The sequence below is a fragment of the Pyxidicoccus sp. MSG2 genome (assembly GCF_026626705.1).
Lineage (GTDB): Bacteria > Myxococcota > Myxococcia > Myxococcales > Myxococcaceae > Myxococcus.
In genome coordinates this window covers 9,387,127-9,413,328 of the sequence record NZ_JAPNKC010000001.1, presented here as the reverse complement: position 1 = coordinate 9,413,328, position 26,202 = coordinate 9,387,127, and the positions used below count along the sequence as shown (strand labels likewise).

Sequence of the window (26,202 nt, the reverse complement as noted above, 5' to 3'; positions counted from 1 at the left end):
CTGCCAATATATCCCTTCTGGGGCCAAACGGAAATCCGTAGGAATTCGACGGCTTCGTCGTTTTAACGACGAGGCTGGTGGACATGACGCACCCCGTCCAGGAGGGTGCGGGCACCGGGGCTGAGCGAGCCGGCGGGCCAGAGGGCGACCACCTCCACGGCCTGGGGCTCCTCCTCGCGCAGGGGCCAGGCGCGGATGTCGGGCGGAAACGGGTGCATCAGCCGCAAATCCGGCGCAATCGCACAGGCCTTGAAGGCGCGCAGCAGCTCGTAGATGAGGAGGAAGCTCTCCGCGCGGGCCACCTCCACCACCTTCACCCCGTGGGTGGTGAAGCGCGCGCTGTTGGCGCCTCCGTACGGGTCGTCCCGCAGCCAGTCCACGAAGGGCTGGCCCTCGAGCTCCTTCACATGCAGCGCCCGACGGGAGGCGGCCTCGTGGATGAGCGGGCTTTCCGGCCCGGCCAGCACCACGAAGGGCATGCGCAGCAGGGACTCGGACTCCACCCCCTCATGGGGAGGCAGGGGCGTGAAGTCCAGGGCGAGGTCCAGCTGGCGCGTCTTGACCTGGCGCGTCAGCTCATGCGGGCCGCCGAAGCTGAGCACCAGCTTGAGTCCCCTGGCGGCGGCCTCCCGCGCCACGTTCCCCAGCAGGGACAGGGACAGGGTGGGGTTGAGGCCCAGGCGCACCACCGGCTCGGCGCTGGCCAGGTCTTGAAGCCGCTTCATGTCCAGTTGGTGCAGCGGCGTCTGAGTGCCCGCGAAGAGGCGCTCGCCGCGCGCGGTGAGCTGCAGGCGGCGGCCGGGGCCGCGCTCCAGGAGGGAGGCCCCCTCCGCCAGGGCCATCTCCAGCGCGCGGATGTGCTCGCTCACCACCGAGCGGGCCACCCCCAGGTGCTCGGCGGCGGCCTCGATGCTGCCGGCCTCCACGGCGGCGGCGAAGGACTCCAACCAGACGAGGTGCCGGACGAGCTTGCGCGGGGGCATGCGGCCATCCTCGCACCGCCCTCCCCGGGCGACACGTGGCTTCCGCCGTCTGGAAGATGCCCGAAACGCGCCGTCATGCCGCAAGGGACTGTGGGCCCCGAGGCAGCGGAGGGCACAGGCCCGCTCCACGCCCCCTGGGAAGAGGAGCGGCCGGGCTTTCGTCACTTCTTGAACATCCGCCAGGGGCGGGCTAGCAGGAAGCGCGATGTCACGATTGCTTCACGCCCCTCCCGCCGCGGCAGGGCTCCGCCGCCGGATGGAAGAGGCCCGGCCGTTCCTGGGCCCCGCACTGCTCTGGTGCGTGCTGCATGGGCTCGTTTCCCTCGGCTTCTTCGGCGCCTCCCTGCTGTCCGCCGTCGAGCGGCTCGCGCCCACCGTGCAGCCGCTGGTGCTCGCGTGCGGAGTCGTCCAGGCGCTGTTCCTCGGGCTGCTCACCTTCGCGGCGGCGCTGCCGCTGGTGCTGCTCGGCCGTCACTACGTGCCCGCGGCGGCGGGAGTGGCGGCACTGGCCGTGGCGCTGCTCGGGGTGGACTCGCTCGTCCTGTCGTCGCTCGGCTTCCACATCAACGGGCTCGTGCTGGCGGTGGCGCTGCAGCCGCGCGCCCTGGCCGAGACGGGGCTGTCCCAGACGGAGGTCCTCCTCGCCGCGGCGGGAGCGGTGACGTTGTTGGGGCTCGACATGTGGGCGGGCGTCCACTTCATGCGGAGGCTCCCCGGTCCGCGCCGGGTGCTGCGCCTCGCGCTCGTGCTCCTCCTGCTCTGTGCCGGGGAGCGGCTCTTGAGCGCGTACCTCATCTTCTCCCACGGCGGCGCCGTCCAGCACGCCGCCACCACCCTGCCCCTCCAGGCACCGGTGCGGATGAACAGGCTGCTGACGCAGCTCACCGGCACCCCGTCCGCCTCCGGCCTGCGCCTGGGCGTCAGCCCCGAGGCTGGCGTCCCCGCGGCGAGCATCGACCCCGCCTCCGTGCGCTTCACCCGCCGGCCCGACATCGTCATCATCCTGGTGGAGAGCCTGCGCGACGACTTCTTCCGCGAGGACGTGATGCCCAACCTGTGGCGGCGGGCGGCGGACGGCACGCGCTACCTGTCCCACCACAGCGGGGCGAGCTCCACCGACTACTCCCTCTTCAGCCTGTTCTTCGGACTGGAGGCCCAGCGGCGCGACGCGGTGGTGGGCGCGGGACGGGCGCCGCTGCTCTTCCCCGCACTGAGGGAGAATGGCTACCACCAGGCCTTCTTCGCCGCGTCGTCGGTCGACTGGATGGGCCTGAAGGACACCGTGTTCCGCGACGTGCAGGGCGGGCTGCGCACCGACTACGCCGGCAGGAGCCACCTCCGGGACGAGGCCATGGTGAAGGACGCGCTCTCCGTGGTGGAGACGGCACCGGGCGACACCCCGCTCTTCCTCTTCCTGTTCTTCGCCGGCACGCACTTCGACTACGACTACCCGCCCCGCTCCGACGTCTTCCAGCCCGCATGGGACGGCCGGGGCGGACTCGCCACCGCGAGCGTGCCCGCCGAGCACCTGAAGGCCCGCGCCTGGAATGCCGCCTACGAGGTGGACACGAAGGTGGAAGCACTGCTGTCGCGCATCGAGTCCGTCCGGGGCACGCGGCCGCTCGTCCTCTTCACCGGAGACCACGGTGAGGAGTTCCGCGAGCACGGCCGCGTCGGCCACGCCAGCGACGTGACGGAGTCACAGCTCCACGTCCCCATGGTCATCTTCGACGAGCGCCTTCCTCCCGGCGAGGTGGACGCCGTCACCGGCCACATCGACGTGGTGTCCACCCTGTTCGATCTGCTCGGCGACACGCATGACCCGGCCCGGCTGGGGGACGGCATCCCGATGACGAGGCCGGACGCGTCGCGCTACCTGCTCACCACCATCGGCTGGGAGCCCCGCTATGCGCTCATCGGCCAGCAGCTCAAGATTCGCTTCGGCGCGGGGCTGCCCGGCACGGAAATCACCGACCTGCACGACAACCCGCTGCCCGACGCCCAGGCCCGCTTCGCCCTGGAGGCGCCGCGCATCCTCCGCCGGCTGCGCGGTGGGACGGAGCAGCCGGCCGCCGGGGGAACGTCCGCCGCCGCGAGCCCCGCCACGCCCTGAGGCTGCCAGCGCGGAGCCGGAACCGCGCGCCTGACACCACCGCGCGGGGGCCGCCGCGCGACGGTGCCTTCGCCGCTCATCACGACTACGCCGCAGCGGCCTTCTCGCCGTCCCAGTCCTCCACCTCGTAGAGGAACTTCGAGCTGCCCATCAGCTTGCGGTTCGCCGACGTGCTCTGCACGAAGACGATGTACTTCTCCAGGTTCGCCGGGCGGATGCGCACCGTCTCGCCCTCGGGCAGGCCGAGCAGCTCACGCGCCCGCTCGCCGCTGTAGAGGTCGCCCGTCTTGCGGTCCATCAGCACCACCTCCTTGTGGCCCTGGATGGTCTCCGTCTTGGTGAACTCGTAGAAGCCGCGGCCCGTCTTGAAGCCCAGGCCGTTCTCCTGCACGAAGTCCTTGATGGGCATGGCCCGGTCCACGTCCAGCACCTGGAACCGGCCCGGCGGCACGGCGCGCAGGTCCGCCGCACCGAACATGGACGGCGTCTTGCGCTTGAGCATCGTGCTGAACATGGTGTTCAGCCCGCGGCTCATGCGGCCCTCCTTCACCACCTCCGCCTCGTAGGCCTGGAGCTGCGTGTCGGACGCCTGCTTGTAACAGACGGCCAGCAGCATGTCGGTGACGTGCGCGAACTGGTCCAGGCTCAGGTGGAAGCCGCCCGACTTCTCCGCCAGCTCCTTGTAGAAGGGCGTCGCGTGGCGGCGCGCGAGCGCCTGCACCCCGTACACCGGCACGCCCATCCTACCCAGCGCGTCCACCTCCTTGCGCCAGTCCAGCTTCTTCGGGTTCTGGTTCGGCGCGTGCGGCACGTCATCGCCAATCAGCACGAAGGCGTGCGTGTAGCCCACCGTCCATGAGAGGGATTGCGCCTCGCGCAGCACCAACTCGTAGCATTCGGGCGCGTCGCCGCCGCCCGTCTGACCCACGCGGTCCACGAAGCGGACCACGGCGTTCTCGTCATCCGTCAGGTCCAGCACCTTGGTGACATAGGTGGACCCCGCGTCGCAGTAGTCCCCGTGCGCGATGATGCCGATGCGGATGCCGGGAATCTCCTTCATCAACCGGGACACCGTGCCGCGCAGCTTCTTGCGCACCTGCGCGAGGCACGGATACATGCTGCCGGTGGTATCGAAGCTGAAGGCGATTTCGACGCGGTTATCAATGACTGACGCGCTCATGTGTATGGCCCCCTCGTGTGTGCCGACGAGGAGAACCATACGTGGCGGGTCTGACATTCAGAGGCGTTCTGGCCGGCCCGGCGCCGGGTCCGTCAGGCCGCTCGCGGGGCCTCGATGAACCCGGGCACTGCCTTCGGGTGGGGCCCGTGCATCCAGTCCCACTGCTGGCCGTTCCAGCGCATCTCGTCCCAGCCGAGGCGCGCCGCGGCCTCACGCGCCCGCGCCCCGCGAGCGGCGACGGACCAGCCCACGCGGGACTGCTTGCACTCCCCGCTCTTGAACCGCAGCAGGCGCTGCTGGCCCCGGGCCTCGTCCTGGTCCGCATCCCAGAGCGCCTGATGGAGCGGTCCTTCGCCCTGGTAGTCCACGCCGTTGCGTTGGCACCAGGCGAATACGTCCCTCGCCTTGACCAGCGGCGTGCCCTTCGAGAGTTCGGTGACGGCTTCCACGAGCAACGAGGCGGTGAGGACGCGCATGGCGGCGTGCTCCAAGGCTGAATGATGCCGTCAGCCTAGAGAGCCGGGGGTGGTCGAAGGGTCATGAGACCTCCGCCTCTTTGTCATGGTTTCGTCATGGCGGAAGCCCGCCTGCTCACACGTCGAATTTGATGCCCTGCGCCAGAGGCAGCGCGTCAGAGTAATTCAGGGTGTTGGTCTGCCGCCGCATGTAGGCCTTCCAGGAGTCGGAGCCGGACTCGCGGCCGCCGCCGGTCTCCTTCTCGCCGCCGAAGGCGCCGCCAATCTCGGCGCCCGAGGTGCCGATGTTGACGTTGGCGATGCCGCAGTCGGAGCCGGACGCGGCCAGGAACTGCTCGGCCACCCGGAGGTCCTGGGTGAAGACCGCCGACGAGAGCCCCTGCGGCACACCGTTCTGGATGGCGAGGGCCTCCTCCAGCGTCCGGTAGGGCATGACGTAGAGGATGGGCGCGAAGGTCTCCGTCTGGACGACGTCATCCGCGGGCCGCACTCCGGTGATGAGCGTGGGCAGCACGAAGTTCCCCGGCCCGCCCAGGGCCCTGCCTCCCGTCACCACCGTGCCGCCGGACGCCCGGGCCTTCTCCACGGCGGCCTCGAAGCGCCGCACAGCGGCCGGGTCGATGAGCGGCCCCATGAGGGTGCCCGGCTGGAGCGGATCTCCAATGCGGGCCTCCACCTGCCTGTAGGCGGCGGTGAGCCGGGCCACGACGTCGTCGACGAGCGACTCGTGCACGATGAGCCGGCGCGTGGTGGTGCAGCGCTGGCCGGCGGTGCCCACCGCGCCGAACACGATGGCGGGAATCGCCAGCTTCAGGTCGGCGGTCCGGTCCACGATGATGGCGTTGTTGCCACCCAGCTCCAGGAGGCTCCGGCCCAGGCGTTGGGCCACGCGCACGCCCACCTGCCTGCCCACGGCGGAAGAACCGGTGAAGCTCACCAGCGCGATGCGCGGGTCATCCACCAACCGCTGCGCCAGCGCGGTGCCGCCGTCGTTGAGCAGGAAGAACACGTCCGGGAAGCCGCCAGCCTTCAGCGCCTCGTTGCAGATGCGCATGGCGGCGATGGCCGACAGCGGCGTCTTCGGTGACGGCTTCCAGATGGAGATGTTGCCGCAGACCGCGGCGATGAACGCGTTCCACGCCCAGACGGCCACCGGGAAGTTGAAGGCGCTGATGACACCCACCAGGCCCAGCGGATGCCACTGCTCGTACATGCGGTGGCCGGGGCGCTCGGAGTGCATGGACAGGCCGTACAGCATCCGTGACTGACCGACGGCGAAGTCGGCGATGTCGATCATCTCCTGCACCTCGCCGTCACCCTCGGCCTTGATCTTCCCCATCTCCAGCGAGACGAGCGAGCCGAGCGCGTCCTTCTGGCGGCGCAGCGCCTCGCCGCACAGGCGGATGGCCTCACCACGCCGGGGCGCCGGAGTCGCACGCCAGGCCACGAAGGCCTGCTGCGCCCTGCGCACGAGCAGCTCGTAGTCCTCCGCGCTGGCCGACGACACCCGCGCGAGGCGCTGGCCGTTGCTCGGGTTGAAGACCTCGAGGTCGGCGTCCGGAGAGGTTCCGGACCACTCGCCGTTGCCGAGGTAGGTGCCGGGGTTGCGCTCGGCCAGGCCGAGCACGTCGAGGAGGGCGTGGGTCATGAAGGTCTCTCGGAAGCGGGCGGCACGCGGGGTGCCCCCATGACGGCCTGAGGTACCACGCGGCAGCGGTGCGGGGCACTGCGCCGGCTCGCCCGGGAGCCGCCCGGAGAATGTCCGTCAACCGACACTCACACCACCCTCCGGGCACACACCGGGAGTGAACCAGAAATATAAGAAAGTCGGGGATTTCTGATCTGCTCCCAGACGTCCACCATCCCCACTCCCGCAATTCCTCACCCGTGAAGGAGCACCCATGCGACGACTGCTGAAATCAGCCGTTGGTCTCTCATTGCTGCTGACGACCCCGGCGATGGCCATCGAGCCCCCCTCGCCCCGCACCTCCGGCTCGCTGGCGAGCCAGGCCTTCTTCAAGCCGGAGCTGTCCCTCCCCAGCTCCCATCTTCCCCTCCAGGACGCCCTGCCCCGCATGAGCCGCGAGGCCGCGAGCACCTGGGACGACTTCTTCGCGCGCAATGGCAAGGGGTTCGAAGTCTACGTGGACAGCTACACGGGCGCGGTCACCAACATCCAGGGCGCCATCCCCCTCATCCCCGGTAACGGCGTGGGCAACAAGCTCACGCTCTCCACCGTGCGCCAGCAGCTCGGGCGCTCCGTCAGCAAGGTCGACGAGGCCGTGGTGGCCGACCTGCTCTTCAAGTTCGTCCAGGCCAACCACCGGGCCATCGGCGTGGACCTGCTCCAGCTCGGCGAGCCCCGCGTGACGCAGGTGACGGAGCAACTGTGGCAGGTCTCCGTCCCCCAGCAGCTCAAGGGCATCCCCGTCCGCCACGGGCGGCTGGCCGCCACCATCAGCCACGGCAACCTCGTCCTCCTGGGCACCGAGTCGTGGAGCAACGTCGACATCGCGCCCCTGCCCCTCGTGTCCGCGGACGGCGCGGTGCTGGCGGGCAGCGAGCACTTCGGCCTCTACGAGAGCCCGCCCGAGCAGTGGATGCCGCCCACGCTGGAGATTGCGCCGGTGGCCCGCAAGGACGCCGCCTTCGGTGAGGGCCAGGGCCACCAGCTCGTCTGGACCTATGGCTTCCAGCTCCCCAACGAGCAGGAGCACTGGAAGGTGACGGTCGACGCCACCACCGGCGAGGTGCTCGCGCTGGAGGACGACAACCACTACTTCGACCAGAACATCCGGGGCGGCGTCTACCCGCTGACCAACACCGGGAGCTGTACCGGCACCTCGACGTGCGGCGCCATGTTCCCCAACACCCCCATGCCGTGGGCCAACACGGGCTTCGCGGTGCCGAACAACTTCACCGACGGCGCGGGCGTCTTCGACTACACCTCCGGAACCACCACCACCACGCTCAACGGCAAGTACATCCGGGTCAGCGACGGCTGCGGCGCCATCAGCGTCTCCGCCTCGGGCTCCATCGACCTGGGGGGCACCAACGGCGACCATGACTGCACCGTGCCCCCGGGGACGTCCCCCGGAAACACGGCCGCGTCGCGCAGCTCCTTCTACGAGCTGAACCGCATCGCCGAGGTGGCCCGCAGCTGGCTGCCCACCAACGTGTGGCTCAACAACCAGCTCACCGCCAACGTGAATATCGTCAGCACCTGCAACGCCTTCTGGAACGGCTCGACGGTCAACTTCTACCGCAGCGGCGGTGGCTGCCGGAACACGGGCGAGATTGCCGCCGTGTTCGACCACGAGTGGGGCCATGGCCTGGATGACAACGACGCCGCGGGCGTGCTGAGCAACTCCAGCGAGGCCTACGCGGACATCGCGGCCATCTACCGCCTGCCGTCCTCCTGCGTCGGCTACGGCTTCTACCAGACCGTCAACCCGGGCTGCGGCATGACGCCGGACGGCACGGGCTACAACGTCAATGAGGCCCAGACGGGCGCCGCCTGGTGCACCACCCGCTGCTCGGGCGTGCGCGACGCGGACTGGGGGGCCCACGCCAACGCCACCCCCGCCACGCCGCAGAACTTCGTCTGCAGCCGCTGCCTCTCCGGCTCGGGCCCCTGCGGCAAGCAGGTCCACTGCGCGGCGTCCCCCGTGCGCCAGGCGGCCTGGGACCTCATCGCCCGCGACTTGCGGGCCGCGCCCTTCAGCTACGACGCCAACACGGCGCAGATCATCGGCAACAAGGTCTTCTACCAGGGCAGCGGCAACGTCGGCGCCTGGCACGCGTGCAGCTGCACCGCCGGCACCTCCGACGGCTGCGCCGCCACGCACGGCTACAAGCAGTGGCTGGCCGCGGATGACGACAACGGCAACATCAACGACGGCACGCCGCACATGACGGCCATCCATGCCGCCTTCAACCGGCACAACATCGCCTGTGCCGCGCCCGCTCCGGTGAACAGCGGCTGCGCCGCCGGGCCCACCGCCGCCCCCACCCTCACCGTGACGGCCGGCACCGGCCAGGTGACCGCGACCTGGAGCGCGGCCGCCGGAGCCAGCGAGTACTGGGTGATGAAGTCCGAGGGCTTCGCCGCGTGCAGCTACGGCAAGGTGCGCGCCGCCACCGTCACCGGAACGGCCTACACGGATGGCGAGGTGGTGAGCGGCCGGCAGTACTGCTACTCCATCGTCCCCGCCAGCTCCAACGCCTGCTACGGCCGCGCCAGCACCTGCACCTGCGCGACGCCGCTCTAGCCCGGGGCACTGCTCCGGCGCGACCGCGGACTCATGGGCGGTCGCGCCGGTCCTTCACTGCCTAGTTGTGCTCGAAGACCACGCGCGAGTTGCACGGATCGTTGAAGTTGAGGACGTCATCCAGGTCGATGTTGTTGCCCATGGGGTCCTTCGGGAAGCCCACTCCGCCCCAGGGCGCTCCCGAGTCGAACCGGGTGAAGCCGCCCGAGGGCGTGTACACGGGGTAGCCGCCCACCGGGGCAGGCGTTGACGTAATGGTGAAGTTATTGCAGCTGGCGGGCGCGCCCGCGGGGAAGCTGATGCCCACCTCCTGCTCCACGTTCGCCCGGGTGTTGTAGAGGGCGATGAACAGCGCGTCCGAGCCCACGGTGTCCGTCTTGGAGATGTAGGTGCCGGCGGCGTTCATCAGCTGCAGGTTGACGATGAGGTCGTAGCAGGTCTGGTCGAAGCCCACGAACTGGACGACGGTGCACGCGGGGGCGGTCTTCTCGATGTCCGCGTTCCACGTGCCGAGCCCGCCGTTGGTGGGCACCAGGTTGCCGGGCCGGGACGCCGGGCCGCCGATGAGCGTGAAGTTGGTGCCCGAGGAGGTGGGGTTGAAGTTGGCGTTCTGCTCGACCCAGCGGTTCGTCGCGTTGTCGAACCGCCACATGGCGGCGCGGCAGGCCCCCGTGAGCACGCAGGGCGGCATGGTCTTCACCTGCGCGGGAACGCGGAGGAAGACCTGGGCCGTCTTGTTCTGGCCGAGGTTCACCGCGGCCCCCTCGCTGGTGGTCGCACCGACGAAGAAGGCGCCAATGGACTCCAGGGCCACCGTCCTCCCAGCGTTGTTCACCGCGGTGAAGTCACCCGGCATGCTGAGCGGCGCATAGGCCGCGACGGAGACGTTCACCGTGCCCGTCACCGTCTGGCCGGAGGCGTTGACCAGCGAGTTCGCCGGAATCGAAATCTGGACGTCCGCCGTCTCGATGACGTTGTTCACCGCCGGGTTGATGGGCCGCACCGTGGCCGTCGGCAGGACGTGGACGGCGTTGAGCTTGCCCGCGGCCAGGAACTGCGTCACCGGCCCGTAGCCCGCCTTGTTCACGTTGAGGACGTAGCCGGCGGGCACGGCCGTCAGGGAGACGAAGTACTTGCCGGCGGAGTCGGTGGTCCGGTTGATGCCATTGATGCTCACGGTGGCGCCGGGAAGGACCTTGCCCTGGACGTCCTTCACCGTACCGGTGAAGACCGCCGTGGCCAGGGCCGCCTCACCCTCGCGGAGCTCCGCGGGAACAGGTTCGGAAGTCTGCGTGTCAGGTCCTCCGAGGCAGCCGAGCGAGAGCATCACCGGAGCCAGCATCGCGAGCCACCACCTCTTCATCGTTGCCATGACACGACCTCGTGGGGTGTGAGTGATGTGTGCCGGAGCCAAAGGCAGACATGGCCCCGGTACACGCATGGCAAGGTAGTGAAAAACAGAACATCCCGCACTCCAAGTATGCCCCGCACTGCCGGTGAATGTCGAACACAGGACAGGGGCTCACCCTGGCGTGCCCTTCCCTTCCGAGGCCGGGCCGCTACCGGGGCACGTCCTTCCGGGAGGAGAGGGAGTACTCACCCGAGCGGAAGGAGAAGGTGCGGACCTCGTGGAAGGGCTCGACCTCGCTGCTCTTCTCGTCCTTCAGGCGGGTCCCCTTCACGGTGACGACGAAATCGGGCAGCGGACTCTCGGGGTTCGGCGCGAGCTTCCACTCGGAGTCGTATGAGAAGCAGGTGGCGGCCTCCTGCTTCTCGTCGGACGAACAGGCCAACGCGTCGGTCTCCTTGACCCTTCCGATGGTGCCCACCGCGTCGATGCTCTCCTGTCCCCCCAGGTCGGAGAGCAACTCGAGCTCCTCCCAGACTTCGGGAGGAAAGGCGTACGCCTCCGTGATGACGGCGATGAACCCCCGCTCGCCAGCCGCCTGCACGGAGATGTCATGGTCCGGTGCCCGTCCGAACTGGCCCGCCTCGGTGATGACCCGGTTGGCCCGCTCCAACCTCCAGCCGTCCTCCGTCCTGGCGAAGACGCCGCCGCCGATGAGCGCCGGGGACCCGTGGGAGGGGCCCTCCGTGGGCGTCTCCGTGAGGAAGAGCATCTTCTCCTGTTCCCCCTCGCGCCAGGCCGCCCACTTCCAGGGACGCGCCTGGAAACGGGAGGCCCAGAAGTATTCGAGCCGCTGGATTCGCAGCCGCTCCGTCCCGGATGGAGCCCAGCGGACGGAGCCCACCGCCGCGTCGAAGCTTCCATACAGCGCCACCATGGCCTTCTCGGGAAGGAACTCGCCGCTGAAGGCAGGCCCCTCACCACTCCCGCACGGCTCGGGGGCATCCGGATGCGCCCCGTCCTGGTAGGCGTAGAGCGCTTCCCCCAGCGACGCGAGCGCGGCGTCCTCCACCGGAATCTCGAACACCTGGGGCGCGGTGTCCTCCGCGCTCTTCGCGAGCATCAGCTTCGTGCCGCGCTCCGTCCTCGAAGCAGCGGTGACCCAGCGCTCGTCGGGGAAGGGAGCGCCGGGCCTGTCAATCTCCGCGAGCCAGCGCCCGTGAACGTCCGATGAAAGCTGCAGCAGGTAGGGGCGTTGGTTGCAGCCGTTGATGCGCACCGCATGAGCGCCCTCCTCCGAGCGCTTCAGCAACTCCCACGCTGGGGGCAGCTTCGCCAGGAGGCCTTGCGCGGACTCGTCCAGGACGAACTGTCCGAGGCGCGGGACGGCGGTGTCGTCCGTGTCGTCCGCCTCGATGCCGGTGAAGAGGGCCTGCTCCAGCACCGAGTCGGTCGACTCGAAGCGGGTCCGCTCCTGCACCTCCTCGGTCAGCCACTTGCGCTTCTTGTCGTACTGGAACCGGCCCCGGTAGACGACGACCTTCTCGGCGTCTCCGACGGCGACCACGAACGTCTGTCCCTTCGTCACTGCCCGGCGTTTCACGCCCCGGACGAAGCCCGCGCTCTCGCGGATGCAGTCGGTGGCGTCGTTGCTGGAACACTGGGACTCGAGCATCGGGCCCTTCAGCGGCTTCTTCAGCCCGGCGAGCAACTCGAAGTTGCGCTCGAAGAAGAGCTCGCCCAGTTCCTTGCGAAGCCCCACATCCTCGGGCGCGAGCGATGCCGCGCGCAGGGCACTGTCCAGCCGCTGGGCGAACTTGAGGTGCGGGTCATGGGCCTCCGCCTTGAGCTTCTCCAGGGAGGGCGGCTCCGCGCCCAGGAGAGAGATTGAGGCAAAGCCTTCCTTGTCGCCACAACGCACCCTGCGCCACTCGCCCTGTGCGGACTCCAGCGGGACACACGCGGTGCCGATGCGCAGCTTCGCCAGGCTCTCCGCCTCCGTGGAGGGCGCCTTGCGCAGGTGCATGCTGGAGCCGAGGACGTAGAGCTTCGGCCCCGTGTCACTCGCCGCCCCTGCGGCGGCGACACCGGCCTTCGCGTCTTCCCGACAGGCGCTGAGGACCAGCGTCGACAGCAACGGGAGAAGCCACAGGAGACGAAGGGTCGAGGCTCTGGGACGGGATGGCATGGACACGGGGAGGCTGGCATGGGCCTCGGAGCCGTGTCCATGCGGCGGGCGCTACTGCACCACCACGTCATCCACGCGGAAGGTGGTGGCCAGGGTGCCGTCGTTGACGGTACGGAGTAGAATCGCGAAGCCGCCCACTCAGCGCAGGTCGACCGCTCCCGAAGGAACCCGCGTCCCGCCCTGGCGCACCCATCTCCTGGCCGAGTGGAGCGAACGCACCAGTCCCCTCAGCGCCGAGGTCTGGCTCGCCAGGTAGAAGGGGTAGTACCAGGACGTGCCGCCGCGCCGGTTGAACAGGGAGTAGGCAAACCGGATGGTGGGTTGTTCGACGTAGCTCGGGACGTTCTCGAACCACTCGGCGCTGCTGCGCGCCTTGTCCTGGATTGGGAGCAGCGCGGTGCGACGCTCCTCCTCGTAGGCCTTCAGCGCGGCCTGGAGGTCGCCCCCCTCGCTCAACTTCCCGGCGAGGCCGATGGCGTCCTGGATGGCCAGCTTCGTCCCCGAGCCGATGGTGAAGTGCGTGGTGTGGGCGGCGTCGCCCATCAGCACCACCTTGTCGTGGAACCAGCGCTCGTTGGTGAGGCGCCTGAAGTTGAGCCACGGCGCCTTGTCGAGGTCCCGCCGCTGGTTGAAGAGCGAATGGCCCGCCAGCTGGCGCTGGAAGATGCCCTCCAGGCGCCGCAGGGTCTCATCGGGACCGAGCGTGTCGAAGCCAAGTCCCTCCCAGGTCGCCTGCGGACACTCGACGATGCAGGTGCTGGCGTCGCCGCAGAAACGGTAGCCATGGAACCAGAGCCAGCCCGCGGCGGTCTCCTCGAAGGCGAACGTGAAGGCGTCGAACACCTTGTCGGTCCCCAGCCAGATGTACTTGTTCCTCCCCACTTCGACGTTCGTCTGGAAGTGGTCGCCCTGAAGCCGGCGCACGGTGCTGTTGGCGCCATCGCAAGCGACGATGAGGTCCGCATCCGCGAGCTCGGACACGTCTCCCAGCTCGCGTTGGAACTGGATGTCGACACCCAGGCCCATCGCCCGCCGGGTCAGGATTTCGAGCAGGCGATCCCGCCCGATACTGAAACCGTACCCGCCAATGTGGAGCGCCTGCTGTCCGCGGATGTGCACTTCCTGCTGGTCCCAGCGGACAGCCGCCTCTGCAATCTCGCGGGCACTCTCGGGGTCGCTCCGGTAGAGGCTCTGGAGCAGGTCCTCCCAGAACACGACACCCCAGCCGTACGTCACGCCCGGCGGATTGCGCTCGAGGATGGTGATGTCATGTTCCCTGTTGGCCAGCTTCGCCAGGATTGCGAAATACAGCCCCGCCGGACCCCCGCCGACACAGACAACCTTCATCGCCCCCCCCATCCCCGAGCACAGCTGAATCGCAAGCTGCGTCCATTCTGGGTCTTCGCCCCCGCGCCAGTTAGAGCGCTCAAGGGTGATGCGGGTGCGCGCTTCCGCACACCCGGCTCGAAGGTCCAGGGCTCCGCGCCCGAGCAGCACTTCGACGGTGACTGTGGCCGGATATTCACAATCCAGTTGCAAATATTCCTCGTCACGCGAACCCCGAGGCCCCGGCCCTGTTTAAATAAATCCAAACATTGACACTCCGAATTCGGCGCTCGCAATGTCGGCCCGTCCACGACGCCCATTTCAGGGGAGCTCACCATGCCGAAGTCGAAGCCACTCTCGTCCCGCCTCCGTTCCGCCCACCGAGCCGGGCTGGCGCTCGCCGCCCTCGCCCTGGCCGCGATGGCGCCGGCGGCCCATGCCGACTCGGCGGTCTACGGCGGAGGCCCGTTCTATTCCGGCGGCACCGCGGTGATGGACGACCTGCGCAACTCGGGCTTCACCACTGTGATGCTGTGGAGCTTCCACATCGAGGACAACGGCGACCTCGTCTACAACGACATCCCGGTGGTCAGGAACGGCGCCTACATCGGAGACCCGGCCTGGCCGACGCGGCTGGCCACGCTCAAGACCACGCCGACCTCGGTCAATCGCATCGAAGTGTCGATTGGCGCCTGGAGCGTTCCCGATTTCGAGCGCATGGCCAGGCTGGTCAACGGCACCGCCACCGGGTGCGGCAGCACCCTCGTCTGCGGCACCGGCAGCAGCAGCATCCTGTACCGCAACTTCCAGGCGCTGAAGAGCGCCACCGGCGCCGACGCGGTCAACTTCGACGACGAGAGCGCCTACGACCTCGCCCCGACCACCCAGTTCGGGCAGATGCTGATCGGCCTGGGCTACAAGATCACCTTCGCGCCCTACACCAACCAGAGCTTCTGGAGGAGCCTCAAGGACAACCTCGGCAGCGCGGTCGACGTCATCTACCTCCAGGTGTACGACGGCGGCGCCGGCAACAATCCGGCGACCTGGAACACCGCGATGGGCATGACTGTCGACCCCGGCCTCTGGTCACGCCATGGCACCGGCTGCAGCAGCGGCGACAGTCCTGCCACGGTGCAGAGCAAGATGAGCAACTGGAAGAGCACCGCCGGCATCAGCGGCGGCTTCATGTGGCTGTACGACGACATCCAGAAGTGCGGGGCGCAGGGCACGGCCGCTCAGTACGCGGCGGCAATCAACACCGCGGTCAGCGGCAACACCCCGCCGGTGGCCAATTTCGGCGTCACCGTGAGCGGACTGACCGCGACCTTCAGCGACTCCTCCAGCGACAGCGACGGCAGCATCACCTCGCGCAGCTGGAATTTCGGCGACGGCAGCAGCTCGACCGCGACCAACCCCAGCCGTGTCTACGCCAGCGCCGGCAACTACAACGTCAGCCTGACGGTGACCGACAACGGCGGCGCCACCAACACCAAGACGCAGACCGTCTCGGTCGGCGCCGGCAACGTCAACCTGGCGCTCAACAAGCCGGCGACCGGCTCCACCGCCTGCAACAGCAGCGAAACGCCGGCCAAGGCGGTCAACGGCAGCGTCTCCGGGGGCACCACCGACAAGTTCTGCTCGTTGACCGCTTCGTCCTGGCTGCAGGTCGACCTCGGCTCGGCACAGACGGTCAGCAGCTTCGTGGTCAAGCATGCCGGCGCGGGCGGCGAAGCGAGCACCTGGAACACCCGGGCCTTCACCATCCAGACCTCCAGCAACGGCACCAGCTGGAGCACCCCGGTGACGGTGACCAACAACACCGCCAGCACCTCGACCCACGCGATCAGCGCCACCTCGGCGCGCTACATCAAGCTCAACGTGACCACGCCGACCCAGAACGGCGACCCGGCGACGCGCATCTACGAGCTCGAGGTGCGCTGACCCCGCCCCTCCGCACCTCCATCGCGCCTGGACAGACGACGCTCTTCAGTGGCGCGGCCTCGCGGGTCGTCAACGGCAGCCGGCCGCTTCGACGATCAACTCCGTGACGGCTGCTGGGTGGCTGACCATCGCAACGTGTGAGCTGCGGATTTCAAAGGTATGGGCGCCAGCACGACGGGCCATGACGCGCTGGGCCTCGGGCGGAATGACCTTGTCGTCCCTGGCGACCAGGTACCAGGACGGAATGGCCTGCCACGCCGGCGGGCCGGAGGGCGTTACGAAGATGGAGGCGGCGGCCGGGCGCTGGCTGGCCGCCGCCACCGCCGCGTCCTTCTCACGGAGATCGCCCGCGAAGAGCTCATGGAAGAAAGCGGGGTCGATGTAGCCGTCGGCGTCCGTGGTTCCGCCCCCTGGGAACGGGCGCAAGATGAGGTGCTCACCGAGCTCGGAATGGCCGCCGCCGAGAGCGTTGGCCTGCGAGATGGTCTCCCCCTCGGCGAGTGCGTACGAGGCGATGTACACGAGCGCTTTCACGTTCGGATTCCCGGTGGCTGCGTTCGTGATGACGGCTCCGCCGTAGGAGTGGCCGACCAGGACGATGGGACCCGTGAGGGTACTCAGGAAGTACCGCAAGTACTCCGCATCACCGGCAATACTGCGTAGGGGGTTTGAAAACGCGTAGGCCGTGTATCCCTGTCTCTGCAGCCGCTTGATCACGTCGGCCCAGCCGGATGCATCGGCGAACGCTCCGTGGACGAGGACGATCGTGGGCTTGCCCGAACTGTCGGTCCTCCTCTCGTCCTCGGATGCATCGGCGTTGGATGGAATGGCGCTGACCACCAGCAACGTCCCGAGGGCACAGAGCAGGCCCAGTCGTCGCAGGTTCTGTTCAGTGAAGCGCTGAGCATTCATCGACCTCTCCGAGGCTTCGAGCAGGGCGGCGCGGAAGGTGGGCGGCGTACGAGACCGCGTCAATCAAGACCGCGGTCCAGACATCCTGTCGCCCGCGAAGCTCAACCGCGGTGCTCGAAGGTCCTCGTCCACGCGCGTGTCAGAGCACGCGCATGAATGCGACCAGGTCCTTCTTCTCCTGCTCGTTGAGCCGGGTCTCCAGCACGAGGTTGAAGAACTCCACCGTGTCCTCCAGCGTCAGGAGCCGCCCATCATGAAGATAGGGGGGAGACTCCTTGATGCCACGGAGAGGGAACGTCTTGATGGGGCCATCGGAGCCCATCACCGCTCCGTTCACCAGGCGTGGCTTGTAGAAGCGCTCCGCCCGCAGGTTGTGCATCAGGTTGTCGGTGTAATACGGCGGGACGTGACACACGGAGCACTGCGCCTTGCCCAAGAAGAGCGCCTGGCCGCGCAGCTCCGACTCGGTGGCCTTCTTCGGGTCCAGCTTTCCGTCGAAGCGCAGCTTGGGAGCAGGCGGGAAGTCGAGGAGTGCTTGAAACTCCGCCATGAAGTGCACCTGGCTGCCCCGCTCGAGGACGTTGACGCCCTTCTTCGTGGCGATGACCGGGTCTCCGTCGAAGTAGGCCGCGCGCTGCTCGAACTCGGTGAAGTCCTCCACCGTCTTGAGGGCGCGCTGCGAGCCGAACAGACGCTGGATGTTCACCCCGCGGAGGGACGGCGTCTCGATGCGGTGGCGGAACTCCTGCGGACGAATGTCTCCCACCAGGTGCGTGGCGCCATTGGAGTGCCCATTGACGTGACAGTCGAAGCACGTCACGCCCCGGCTGGGCAGCTCGGAACGACGGTCGGCGGTCTGATTGAACTGCTGCTGGGGAAAGGGCGTAACGAGGAGCCGGAGGCCTTCCAACTGCTTTGGATTCAGGAGGCCGTTGAACAGCTCCTGGACATTCATGAGGGTCACCAGCTTCCCCTGCGAGACATCCCCCAGGTCCGTGCGCGTGGTGAGGAAGATGGGAGGCGGGAACTCCGGCAGCAGGTGGTCCGGCAGGTCGAAGTCGAGGTCGAACCGCGTGAGGTCCCGCCCTTCCTGCCGCTTGATTTCATCGATGTGGAATTTGGGGAAGAGCATGCCGCCTTCCGGATGATTCGGATGTGGCAACGGCATGAGGCCCCCTGGGAAGAGCCCCTTGTCTCGAATCGCCTCGGGGCTCATGGCGGCGAGGGAGTCCCAGGTGACGCCCTGCGGAAGCTTCACCCGCACGCCTTCCTGCACGGCCTTTCCACGAGACATGGTGACGCCCCGGGCAGGCCGGTTTCCCAGGTCATAGCGCTGGTTGAGGAGCTGCTGGTGGCGCGCGGTGACCTTGGGCTTCTCCGCCTTCATCCGTGCCATCACGTCGGCGAAGGGCTCCGTCTGGTCCACGGGCATGTAGCTGGTGCGGCCCCGCTCCTGTATTTCCTGTGCGAGGGCCGCCCCCGAATACACCAGGCAAAGCCCCATGACTGTGATTGCGACGTGCTGACGCCCCCAGAACGGCTTCATGCGTGCGCTCCTTTCGTCTGACATCACGCGGCCTGGCGCCCTGCCGTTCATGCAAGGTATTCGATTCACGCAGCCTTCCGCCCGCATCGGGGGTACGAAGCGTTGGCCAGTGCATACCCTCCTGCGCCAGCCCGGACTTGCCCGATCCCCGAGGGCATGCTGAAAAGCCCGACCCACAGCCCTGGACATGGGGCGCGGAGGTCCGTGGTGGAGATCGAGAAGCCGTACGTTCTGTTTCTGGGTGACGTCCCCGACCAGCTCGCCGCCAAGACGGCGCACGGCATCGTCGACTGGCGGCCCGACTGGTGCGTGGGTCAGCTCCGGCTGGAGGGCTGCAAGGCCGACTGCGGCCTCCCGGATCTGGACATCGCCCAGGCGAAGGCGAAGGGCGCGAAGACGCTCATCGTCGGCGTGGCCAACGCGGGCGGCGTGCTGCCGGAGCACTGGATTGGCAAGCTGGTGGAGGCGCTCGACGCGGGAATGGACCTCGCCACGGGGCTGCACAAGCGGCTGAGCGCCTTCCCCGCCATCGCCGCGGCGGCCGCGCGCAATGGCCGCAAGCTGCACGACGTGCGCATCCCCGACATGGACTTCGCCACCGGAAAGGGCTCGAAGCGCCCGGGCCTGCGGCTCCTGACGGTGGGCACGGACTGCTCGGTGGGCAAGAAGTACACGGTGCTCGCGCTGGAGAAGGAGATGCGCGCGCGCGGCCTCAAGGCGGACTTCCGCGCCACCGGGCAGACGGGCATCTTCATCTCCGGGCGCGGCGTGGCCATCGACGCGGTGGTGTCGGACTTCGTCGCCGGCGCGGCCGAGTGGCTCACTCCCGCCAACGACGCGGACCACTGGGACCTGGTGGAAGGCCAGGGCTCGCTGTTCCACCCGTCCTTCGCGGGCGTCACCCTGGGGCTGCTCCACGGCGCGCAGCCGGACGCCTTCGTCGTCTGCCACGAGCCCACGCGCACGAAGATGCGCGGCGTCCAGCATCCCCTCCCCTCCATCCAGGCCGTCATCGACCGGACCATCCTGGAGGGCCAGCTCACCAACCCGCGCATCCAGTGCACCGGCCTCGCCATCAACACCGAGCACCTGGGCGAGAAGGAGGCCCTGGAACTGCTGGAGCGCACGGGCCGCGAGCACGGGCTGCCGTGCGTGGACCCCATCCGCACCGGCGTCGGCCCCCTCGTCGAGGAGCTGGCGCGCCGCTTCCCGGCCCGGAGCTGACCCCATGCGCAAGCTCACCGTCACCCACGAGAGCTGGCCCATTGCCGGGCGCTTCACCATCTCCCGCGGCTCCAAGACGTCCGCCGAGGTGGTCGTCGTCACGCTGGAGGAGGACGGTGCCGTGGGGCGCGGAGAGTGCGTCCCCTATGCCCGCTATGGCGAGACGCTCGAAGGCGTCATGGCGGCGCTGGAGGCGGCCCGCCCGCGAATCGAAGCGGGGCTGGCGCGGGACGGAATCGCCGGGGTGCTGGAGCCGAAGGCCGCGCGCAACGCGCTGGACTGCGCGCTGTGGGACCTGGAGGCGAAGCGGAGCGGGCGGCCCGTCTGGGCCCTGCTGGGCATGTCCGAGCCCCGGCCGCTCGTCACCGCGTACACGCTGAGCCTCGATACCACCGAGGCGATGCGTGCTGCCGCGGAGAAGGCCGCGCACCGGCCGCTGCTGAAGGTGAAGCTCGGGCGCGGAGAGGAAGACATCGAGCGGCTGCGGGCCATCCGCGCGGGGGCTCCGGCGAGCCAGCTCATCGTGGATGCGAACGAGGGCTGGAAGCCGGAGGCGCTGCCTGCCCTGTTCGACGCCTGCGCGGAGCTGGGCGTGGTCATGGTGGAGCAGCCTCTTCCGGCCGGGAATGATGGCGCGCTCCAGGGGCTGCGGCGCGCGGTGCCCGTCTGCGCCGACGAGTCCGCGCATGACCGGCACGGGCTGGGGACGCTGCTGGGGAAGTACGACGCCATCAACATCAAGCTGGACAAGACCGGGGGCCTGACGGAGGCGCTGGCGCTCGCGTCGGCCGCGCGGAGCGAGGGGCTGCAGCTCATGGTGGGCTGCATGGTGGCGACGTCACTGGCCATGGCGCCCGCGATGCTCGTGGCGCAGGGGGCCGCCGTGGTGGACCTGGACGGGCCGCTGCTGCTCTCCCGGGACCGGGTGCCCGGCATCCGCTTCGAGGGAAGCGAGATGTACTGGCCGCCTCCCGAGCTCTGGGGCTGAGGGCCAGGGAGGACCCCTGCGGTCCGCGCGTCGAGCAGGGCGGCCGAAAGAGGCGCATGCGGCGGTGTCGTGCAGCCAACCCACCCCCACACCAGGTCACGGATGGCTGACGCCGGTCAGGGCCCGCAGCACCGGCTGGTCCCGCACGAGCGCGTCTCGCAGCAGGGCCATGGCGTACTCGACCACGCGGCTCGACAGCGCGCCGGTGTGATCGAGCGTGGCCGTGTACGTTGCGGCGAGCGTCGGCAACACCCGCCATACGGGAAAGCCGATTTCAGCGTTCACTCGCTCCACCGCGAGAGCCACCTCGGAGAGGCTCGTGGCGGCGACGGTGAGCGGAGTCACTGCGACGAACCGCACCTGATCGATGAGCCAGTGGACGTCGATCATGAAGTTCACGATCTCGCCGATGTCGACTTCGATCGTGACGCCGTACGGTTGCCGGCTGTAGTCGATGCCACGCGAGCGAAGATGGCCCGCGAGCGCCTCGAGCTCCCCGAGGTGCACTGCGGGGTGCGGCGGCAGCACTGGGAGCGGTCTGTCCATCGGGTCACTCCTCGTGGGTGATTGGGACCGCGTCGGCTCACAGCGTCGACATGACTTGCCGCGGACGAAACCGTAGCGGAGCGACGAGCACCTCAGCCAGCTCGAGCTCGTAACTGACGTTGCCCCGTTTTCGAGGAGTCCCACTCGGTACCCCTGGCCGAGCGTGCGGGGGCAGGCTCACGGGCCGCTCGACGTGCAAACGCGAAACCAGAGGGGCCCCGAGCGCGCTTCTTCCCACCGCGCACGCCCCGTTCCCCATCACGGAGCAAGTGTTCCCGCGAGCAGAGCGAATTCAATCGAATTCAAAGGAGTGGCCGCTTTCATGTTGATGCCCGTGATTGCGCGTGGCGTCACCCATGAGGTCCCCGATGCCGTCCTCCCCCCGCTCGTCATGGGTGCTCTTCGTCACCTGGGGCCTGCTGCTCTCCGCGGCGCCAGGCTGCCGCGACTCGCCCCAGCCCACGCCCGATGCCGGCGTCCCCGGTGATTCGGGCACCCCCGACGCGGGGCCACCCGACTCCGGGACGCCGCCCTGGGGCGGCACGTACACCGTGTTGGAGGAGCTGGGAGACGGCACGGGTGACCCCGGCGTGCTCTCGGCCTGCACGCTCGTGCCACGGGTGGGCGAGAGCCCCGCCGGAGGCTGCCTCGACCCGGCCATTTTCGACCTGTCCGCCTGCGACTCCTCGACGCTCGCCAACGTCGCGAAGGACGGCTTCTACCATGTACGGCTGCGGCAGGAGTCCGCGCTGGCGGACGGCGGAGTGGAGGGCTCGTACTCCACCGTGACGATGGGCCTCGTCGGCGACGGCGGCCCCAGCAAGTTCTACTACGCGCCCGTCACTCACGAGGAGCGCGACGCGGACAGCCTGCTCCTCGGCACCCACACCCGGTCCCGGGACGGGGGCAGCACCACCACCGTGCTGGCGGGATGTGAGGCGCCCAGCAACCGCTACTTCACGGGCTGCTTCGCCCGGTGCGTCAACGGCCGGGTGGTGCAGCGGGCCACCGCCGACGCCCACCGCATGCTGTGGCGCGAAGGCGAGGACGAGTCCTCCGGCGGCCTCGAGCTCGTGTCGGAAACGTACGTCGAGCAGGGCACCCCGTTGGACATCTACGTCGCGAAGAACCACGCCTACGTCGTCTCCGCCAACGTCGCCTACCTTCGCCCGGGCAAGCCGGGCGGCATCTCCGTCTTCGACGTGACGGACCGGCGCAACCCCGTGCTGAAGAAGGTCATCAGCCTCCCCGACGACCAGCTCTGGAACAGCGTGTGGGCCAAGGGGGACGCGCTGTACGTCGCCAGCCAGGACACCGGCATCGTCGTCTTCGACATCTCCAACCCGGCGGACCCGCAGCTCGTGCGCCGCGTGCCCTCCAGCGCCCCCCTCGCCGTGCACACCGTGCTGGTGGACGGGGACCGCCTCTACGGCATGGGGCTCTGGCCCTCGAGCAACACGCTCGTGTTCGACGTGTCCCAGCCACTGGAGCCCGTGCTGCTCCAGCGCCTCGCGTTTCCCCTGGTGGGCCCCTACGACGGGGCCCATGACGCCTTCGCCTACCAGGGCAAGCTCTACATCAGCCACTTCGAGGGTGGCCTCAAGGTCGTCGACGTCGAGAACCCGGACAACATGAAGCTGCTGGGGACCTACACGTACCCAAACACCACCGCCCACCACAACGCAGTGGGCACCTTCGCCGGGCGCACCCTCGTTTTCGAGGGCGGCGAGAACCATGGCGCACACCTGCGCGTGCTGGACGCCAGCGATCCGGCGCACATCGTGAAGATCGGCGAGTTCAAGCTCCGGCCCACGACCTCCATCCACAACATCCTCCTGGTGGGCACGCGCCTGTACGTCGCCTGGTACCAGGAGGGCGTGCGCGTGCTGGACGTGTCCAACCCCACGAAGCCCCGGCAGGTGGCCTACTACAACACGCACCGCGAGACGGACCCGGGGCGCACCGATGACGTCTTCGAGGGCGCCATCGGCATCCGCGTGCCCGGCGACGGCTACGTGTACGTCGTCGACAACTCGCGCGGCCTGCTCATCATGAACGAGCTCTAGCCAGGCACTCGGACGTAGAGAAAGGACATCGGCGAGCGCTGAAGGCGCGCCGATTCACGAGGCGCGTCGGAACTCCATGATCCAGTTCGTCTCCCAGGTGCGGCCTGCGTCGGACGAATAGGCCTGCTCCCAGCGCGCGGACGTGGCGGTGATCCGCGACCAGACGAACCGCACGCGCGTCGGCTTGCCGTCGATGGTCGTCTCGCCGAGGAAGGTGCCGACTCCCTTCTCGAAACGTCCCTGGACGGGCGGATCGAGGTCGCCGTGGGGCGCGCGACCGTCGAGCCACCAGATGGACCACCGCGCCGCCTTCGGATCGTACGAGCGCAGCCCGACCGCGCGATAGGCTCCGGCCGGGGCCTCGATGGTGTGCTCCTCGAGGTTCGCCCTTCCGCCCATCAGACCGCGATGGGACATTGTTCCCTCGGAGTCGAGCCACTCGCGGCGGCCGTCCTTCACCCGCAGGTAGCGATGGTGGACGCGCCACTCACCGAGGAGGAAGTCGAAGTCGTGGACGGCCGTCGGGTCCGCCGGCCGTGGCGCGGGCTTCCGCGTCTCACGCTCGAACTCCATGATCCAGTTGGGGGCCCACGTCTTTCCGCCGTCGGATGATGCCGCCTGCTCCCAGCGGGCCGAGGTCGGCGTGATGTTCGACCACACGAAGCGGCCGCGCATCGGCTTCCCGTCCTGCGTGTAGTCGGCGTAGAAGCGGCCGATGCCGTCCTCGAAGCGGCCCTTGACCGGGGTGCGCAACGGACCCGATGGGTAGCGCCCGTCGAGCCACCAGATGGCCCACTCCCCTGCTTTCGAATCGTAGGCGCGCAGTCCGACGGCGCGATAGGCGCCGCTGGGCGCGTCGAGCGCGTGCTCCTCCACGTTCGCGCTGCCGTCGATCAACCGGCGGTTGGCGCACGTGCCGTCGAACTCGACCCACTCCTGGCCGCCCGGCTTGAGGCGGCGATGGTGCACGCGCCAGTCGCCCTCCAGGAATCCGAAGTCTGAAGTTGCCCCGGGCTCTCCCGCACTTTGTGTGATGCCCCTCGGAGAAGTAGGCAGTTGCGGCAGGCTACCAGTGGGGCGACTACACCCTGGGAATGGAAACACTGTACTCCCTTCCCGGTTGTCGATTGGAGCGAGTGGTGCGCGGTGGCTCGCCGAAAATCGTCCTCGTGGTGCACCAGGAGGGCACTGGTGCCCGGTGTCCCTCCTGCCGGACGCCCAGCAACTCCGTGCACAGCAGCTACGTCCGCCGCCCCGCTGACCTGCCCTCCGCCGGGCATGCCGTGAAACTGGAAATGAATGTGTGTCGCTTCTTCTGTCGAAACGCGAAAGGCCCTCGCCGCACGTTCGCGGAGCCGCTGCCCCGCTTGCTGGCTCCTCGGGCCCGGCGAACGCGGCGGCTTGCCACCGCCCAGTCCGCCGTCGCCACGACAGCGGGTGCCGAGGCTGGAGCCAGACTGCTCAAGCCGCTGGCCATGCCAACCAGCCCCGACACGTTCCTGCGCCTGATTCGCCGTACTCCGCGGCCGACGCCACGAGACTCCCGGGCGGTGGGCGTGGATGACTGGGCCCTGCGAAAGGGGCGCACCTACGGCTCCATTCTCGTCGACCTCGAAGCGCACCGCGTCGTCGAGGTGCTGCCCGACCGCTCAACGCCGACGCTGACGGCGTGGCTGCGTCGCCACCCTGACATAGAGGTCCTCACCAGAGACCGCTCGACGGAGTACGCACATGCAGCCGCACTCGGTGCTCCCGACGCTCAACAAGTAGCGGACCGCTGGCATCTGCTCCTCAATGGGCGGCAAATGGCGGAGCGCTGGCTGACGGGGGCGCACGCGCGCCTGCGCTCCCTGCCGGTCGTCTCGCGAGAGAGCGTTTCCCCTGCGCGGCGGCTCACCTCATTTTCACGCACTCATTCTGAAGTCCGCTCCCGTGAGGCGAGCCGAGCCCAGCGCGTGGCCGCATACGAGACAGTGCGGCGCCGTTCCCTCGCCGGGGAGCCGCTGGCGAGAATCCACCGCACCTTGAGTCTGGCACCGAGCACGGTGCGCAAGTACGCCACCCCGGAAGCCTTTCCGGAGCGCTCGGTGCGCGCGCCCTGTCCGAGCATCCTCGCCCCATTTCTGGAGTACCTTGAGGAGCGTCATGCGGCGGGCTGCGAAAACGCCTGCTCGCTCTGGCGGGAGATTCGCGCACGAGGGTTTCGTGGCACGTCACGGCAGGTCTACCGCTGGATCCAGACGCGCCGCAAAGCTCCGGCGCGCACGCGGCCGCGCGCGGAGTCCGGCGGCGACTGGTGGTCCAATGGCAAGAGCTCCGACCCGCTCGCCTCCCCGAAGCAATTGGCCTGGCTGTGCGTGAAGGAGCCGTCCGAACTCACACCCGAGGATGCAGCCACGCTGGCTCGCATCCAACAGGACAAGGAGGCCGCGTGCGTCATGGAGTTGACCCGACGCTTCTGCGAAGTGGTCCGCGCTCGGAGCGTTACGCACGGGCCAGGCCACGCAGTTCCTGTAGACCCTTCGAGGCGTGGCTGGGCGAGGCACTCCACTGCGGCGTGCGCGCGGTGGAGACCTTCGCCGAGGGGTTGCAGCAGGACGGGGATGCAGTCCGGGCGGCGCTGACCACGCCCTGGAGCAACGCCCAGGCGGAGGGTCAGCTCACGAAGCTCAAGTTCCTCAAGCGTCAGATGTACGGCCGCGCCAGCTTCGACCTGCTGCGCCGTCGCGTGCTCCTCACCGTCTGAGCCTACGCATCACACAAAGTGCGGGAGAGCCGAAAACGGGGCAACTTCAGTATGCGCATGGCAAGGCGCTCATCGCCGACGCCGGCTACGACGCCGACCACCTCATGCAGGCCGTCCGGGAGCGCGGCATGACGCCCGTCATCGCCATGAATCCGACGCGCAAACACCACCGGCGCTGCAACAGCCGCGCCCTCTACCGGATGCGCATCCAAGTGGACTGCATGTTCCACCGCCTCAAGCGCTTCCGAGCGGTGGCCACCCGCTTCGAGAAGACCGCCATCAACTACCTGGCGGTCCTCCACCTTGCATGCATGATGCTTTGGCTAAATTAGGGACACCACTAGCATC

General features: G+C 68.7%; 18 protein-coding genes and 1 pseudogene. 8 read left to right on the top strand and 11 right to left on the bottom strand.

The features are described from left to right. Nucleotides 1–62: 62 nt before the first annotated feature. Nucleotides 63–983, bottom strand: a complete 921-nt coding sequence (locus OV427_RS36840; RefSeq protein WP_267860907.1) for a LysR family transcriptional regulator — start codon at nt 981–983, stop codon at nt 63–65. A gap of 205 nt (nt 984–1,188) precedes the next feature. On the opposite strand from OV427_RS36840, the gene OV427_RS36835 reads away from it, so the two are divergent. Then, the gene (locus tag OV427_RS36835) at nt 1,189–3,096 is read left to right on the top strand and encodes a sulfatase-like hydrolase/transferase (RefSeq protein WP_267860906.1); all 1,908 of its coding nucleotides are present in this window, start codon (nt 1,189–1,191) and stop codon (nt 3,094–3,096) included. Between the two features lie 85 nt (nt 3,097–3,181). On the opposite strand, the gene OV427_RS36830 is transcribed toward OV427_RS36835, so the two are convergent. The 3 genes from OV427_RS36830 to OV427_RS36820 all read right to left on the bottom strand — a co-directional run bounded on the left by OV427_RS36830 (nt 3,182) and on the right by OV427_RS36820 (nt 6,400). Continuing rightward, a complete protein-coding gene (locus OV427_RS36830) occupies nt 3,182–4,276 on the bottom strand; it encodes a vWA domain-containing protein (RefSeq protein ID WP_267860905.1) in 1,095 nt (364 codons plus the stop codon). Nucleotides 4,277–4,368: 92 nt separating this feature from the next. Then, nucleotides 4,369–4,752 (bottom strand): hypothetical protein, encoded by a 384-nt coding sequence (locus OV427_RS36825; protein WP_267860904.1) that lies wholly within the window; start codon nt 4,750–4,752, stop codon nt 4,369–4,371. A gap of 115 nt (nt 4,753–4,867) precedes the next feature. Next, nucleotides 4,868–6,400 (bottom strand): aldehyde dehydrogenase family protein, encoded by a 1,533-nt coding sequence (locus tag OV427_RS36820; RefSeq protein ID WP_267860903.1) that lies wholly within the window; start codon nt 6,398–6,400, stop codon nt 4,868–4,870. Nucleotides 6,401–6,653: 253 nt separating this feature from the next. On the opposite strand from OV427_RS36820, the gene OV427_RS36815 reads away from it, so the two are divergent. Continuing rightward, nucleotides 6,654–9,023 carry a PepSY domain-containing protein gene (locus OV427_RS36815; RefSeq protein WP_267860902.1) on the top strand — a complete coding sequence of 790 codons (2,370 nt, stop codon included), beginning with the start codon at nt 6,654–6,656 and terminating at the stop codon, nt 9,021–9,023. A gap of 61 nt (nt 9,024–9,084) precedes the next feature. On the opposite strand, the gene OV427_RS36810 is transcribed toward OV427_RS36815, so the two are convergent. From OV427_RS36810 to OV427_RS36800, 3 genes are all read right to left on the bottom strand, one after another. Continuing rightward, on the bottom strand, nt 9,085–10,395 hold the full coding sequence (locus tag OV427_RS36810) for a carboxypeptidase-like regulatory domain-containing protein (RefSeq protein ID WP_267860901.1): 1,311 nt from the start codon (nt 10,393–10,395) through the stop codon (nt 9,085–9,087). Between the two features lie 187 nt (nt 10,396–10,582). Then, nucleotides 10,583–12,508, bottom strand: coding sequence for a hypothetical protein (locus OV427_RS36805; protein WP_267860900.1), 1,926 nt, complete (start codon nt 12,506–12,508; stop codon nt 10,583–10,585). Between the two features lie 189 nt (nt 12,509–12,697). Then, the gene (locus OV427_RS36800; RefSeq protein ID WP_267860899.1) at nt 12,698–13,906 is read right to left on the bottom strand and encodes an FAD-dependent monooxygenase; all 1,209 of its coding nucleotides are present in this window, start codon (nt 13,904–13,906) and stop codon (nt 12,698–12,700) included. A 315-nt stretch (nt 13,907–14,221) separates the two neighbouring features. Between OV427_RS36800 and OV427_RS36795 the strand changes: the two genes are divergently transcribed. After that, on the top strand, nt 14,222–15,826 hold the full coding sequence (locus OV427_RS36795; RefSeq protein ID WP_267860898.1) for a PKD domain-containing protein: 1,605 nt from the start codon (nt 14,222–14,224) through the stop codon (nt 15,824–15,826). A gap of 69 nt (nt 15,827–15,895) precedes the next feature. Here OV427_RS36795 and OV427_RS36790 read toward each other — a convergent pair whose 3' ends face one another. Both OV427_RS36790 and OV427_RS36785 read right to left on the bottom strand, forming a co-directional pair. After that, nucleotides 15,896–16,738, bottom strand: coding sequence for an alpha/beta fold hydrolase (locus OV427_RS36790; protein WP_267860897.1), 843 nt, complete (start codon nt 16,736–16,738; stop codon nt 15,896–15,898). 139 nt (nt 16,739–16,877) lie between these two features. After that, complete coding sequence (locus OV427_RS36785; protein ID WP_267860896.1) at nt 16,878–18,284, bottom strand: cytochrome B6; 1,407 nt, start codon at nt 18,282–18,284, stop codon at nt 16,878–16,880. A 207-nt stretch (nt 18,285–18,491) separates the two neighbouring features. Between OV427_RS36785 and dgcN the strand changes: the two genes are divergently transcribed. Beyond that, nucleotides 18,492–19,508: an N-acetyltransferase DgcN gene (gene dgcN / locus OV427_RS36780; protein ID WP_267860895.1), complete on the top strand. Its 1,017-nt coding sequence runs from the start codon at nt 18,492–18,494 to the stop codon at nt 19,506–19,508. Between the two features lie 4 nt (nt 19,509–19,512). Beyond that, on the top strand, nt 19,513–20,496 hold the full coding sequence (gene dgcA, locus OV427_RS36775; protein WP_267860894.1) for an N-acetyl-D-Glu racemase DgcA: 984 nt from the start codon (nt 19,513–19,515) through the stop codon (nt 20,494–20,496). 96 nt (nt 20,497–20,592) lie between these two features. Here dgcA and OV427_RS36770 read toward each other — a convergent pair whose 3' ends face one another. After that, on the bottom strand, nt 20,593–21,042 hold the full coding sequence (locus OV427_RS36770; protein ID WP_267860893.1) for a hypothetical protein: 450 nt from the start codon (nt 21,040–21,042) through the stop codon (nt 20,593–20,595). A 368-nt stretch (nt 21,043–21,410) separates the two neighbouring features. Between OV427_RS36770 and OV427_RS36765 the strand changes: the two genes are divergently transcribed. Then, nucleotides 21,411–23,108 (top strand): LVIVD repeat-containing protein, encoded by a 1,698-nt coding sequence (locus OV427_RS36765; RefSeq protein ID WP_267860892.1) that lies wholly within the window; start codon nt 21,411–21,413, stop codon nt 23,106–23,108. A 54-nt stretch (nt 23,109–23,162) separates the two neighbouring features. Here OV427_RS36765 and OV427_RS36760 read toward each other — a convergent pair whose 3' ends face one another. After that, on the bottom strand, nt 23,163–24,077 hold the full coding sequence (locus OV427_RS36760; protein WP_267860891.1) for a hypothetical protein: 915 nt from the start codon (nt 24,075–24,077) through the stop codon (nt 23,163–23,165). Nucleotides 24,078–24,202: 125 nt separating this feature from the next. Here OV427_RS36760 and OV427_RS36755 point away from each other — a divergent pair. Continuing rightward, a pseudogene (locus OV427_RS36755) lies at nt 24,203–25,854 on the top strand (ISL3 family transposase). After that, nucleotides 25,740–26,186 carry a transposase gene (locus OV427_RS36750; RefSeq protein WP_267863528.1) on the top strand — a complete coding sequence of 149 codons (447 nt, stop codon included), beginning with the start codon at nt 25,740–25,742 and terminating at the stop codon, nt 26,184–26,186. The pseudogene OV427_RS36755 and the gene OV427_RS36750 overlap by 115 nt, the downstream one beginning before the upstream one ends. The last annotated feature ends 16 nt before the right edge of the window (nt 26,187–26,202 follow it).

Coding starts and splice junctions, on each gene's coding strand:
- OV427_RS36840 (WP_267860907.1), bottom strand. CDS start 983: ATGCCCCCGCGCAAGCTCGTCCGGCACCTCGTCTGGTTGGAGTCCTTC.
- OV427_RS36835 (WP_267860906.1), top strand. CDS start 1,189: ATGTCACGATTGCTTCACGCCCCTCCCGCCGCGGCAGGGCTCCGCCGC.
- OV427_RS36830 (WP_267860905.1), bottom strand. CDS start 4,276: ATGAGCGCGTCAGTCATTGATAACCGCGTCGAAATCGCCTTCAGCTTC.
- OV427_RS36825 (WP_267860904.1), bottom strand. CDS start 4,752: ATGCGCGTCCTCACCGCCTCGTTGCTCGTGGAAGCCGTCACCGAACTC.
- OV427_RS36820 (WP_267860903.1), bottom strand. CDS start 6,400: ATGACCCACGCCCTCCTCGACGTGCTCGGCCTGGCCGAGCGCAACCCC.
- OV427_RS36815 (WP_267860902.1), top strand. CDS start 6,654: ATGCGACGACTGCTGAAATCAGCCGTTGGTCTCTCATTGCTGCTGACG.
- OV427_RS36810 (WP_267860901.1), bottom strand. CDS start 10,395: ATGGCAACGATGAAGAGGTGGTGGCTCGCGATGCTGGCTCCGGTGATG.
- OV427_RS36800 (WP_267860899.1), bottom strand. CDS start 13,906: ATGAAGGTTGTCTGTGTCGGCGGGGGTCCGGCGGGGCTGTATTTCGCA.
- OV427_RS36795 (WP_267860898.1), top strand. CDS start 14,222: ATGCCGAAGTCGAAGCCACTCTCGTCCCGCCTCCGTTCCGCCCACCGA.
- OV427_RS36790 (WP_267860897.1), bottom strand. CDS start 16,738: ATGAATGCTCAGCGCTTCACTGAACAGAACCTGCGACGACTGGGCCTG.
- OV427_RS36785 (WP_267860896.1), bottom strand. CDS start 18,284: ATGAAGCCGTTCTGGGGGCGTCAGCACGTCGCAATCACAGTCATGGGG.
- dgcA (WP_267860894.1), top strand. CDS start 19,513: ATGCGCAAGCTCACCGTCACCCACGAGAGCTGGCCCATTGCCGGGCGC.
- OV427_RS36770 (WP_267860893.1), bottom strand. CDS start 21,042: ATGGACAGACCGCTCCCAGTGCTGCCGCCGCACCCCGCAGTGCACCTC.
- OV427_RS36765 (WP_267860892.1), top strand. CDS start 21,411: ATGCCGTCCTCCCCCCGCTCGTCATGGGTGCTCTTCGTCACCTGGGGC.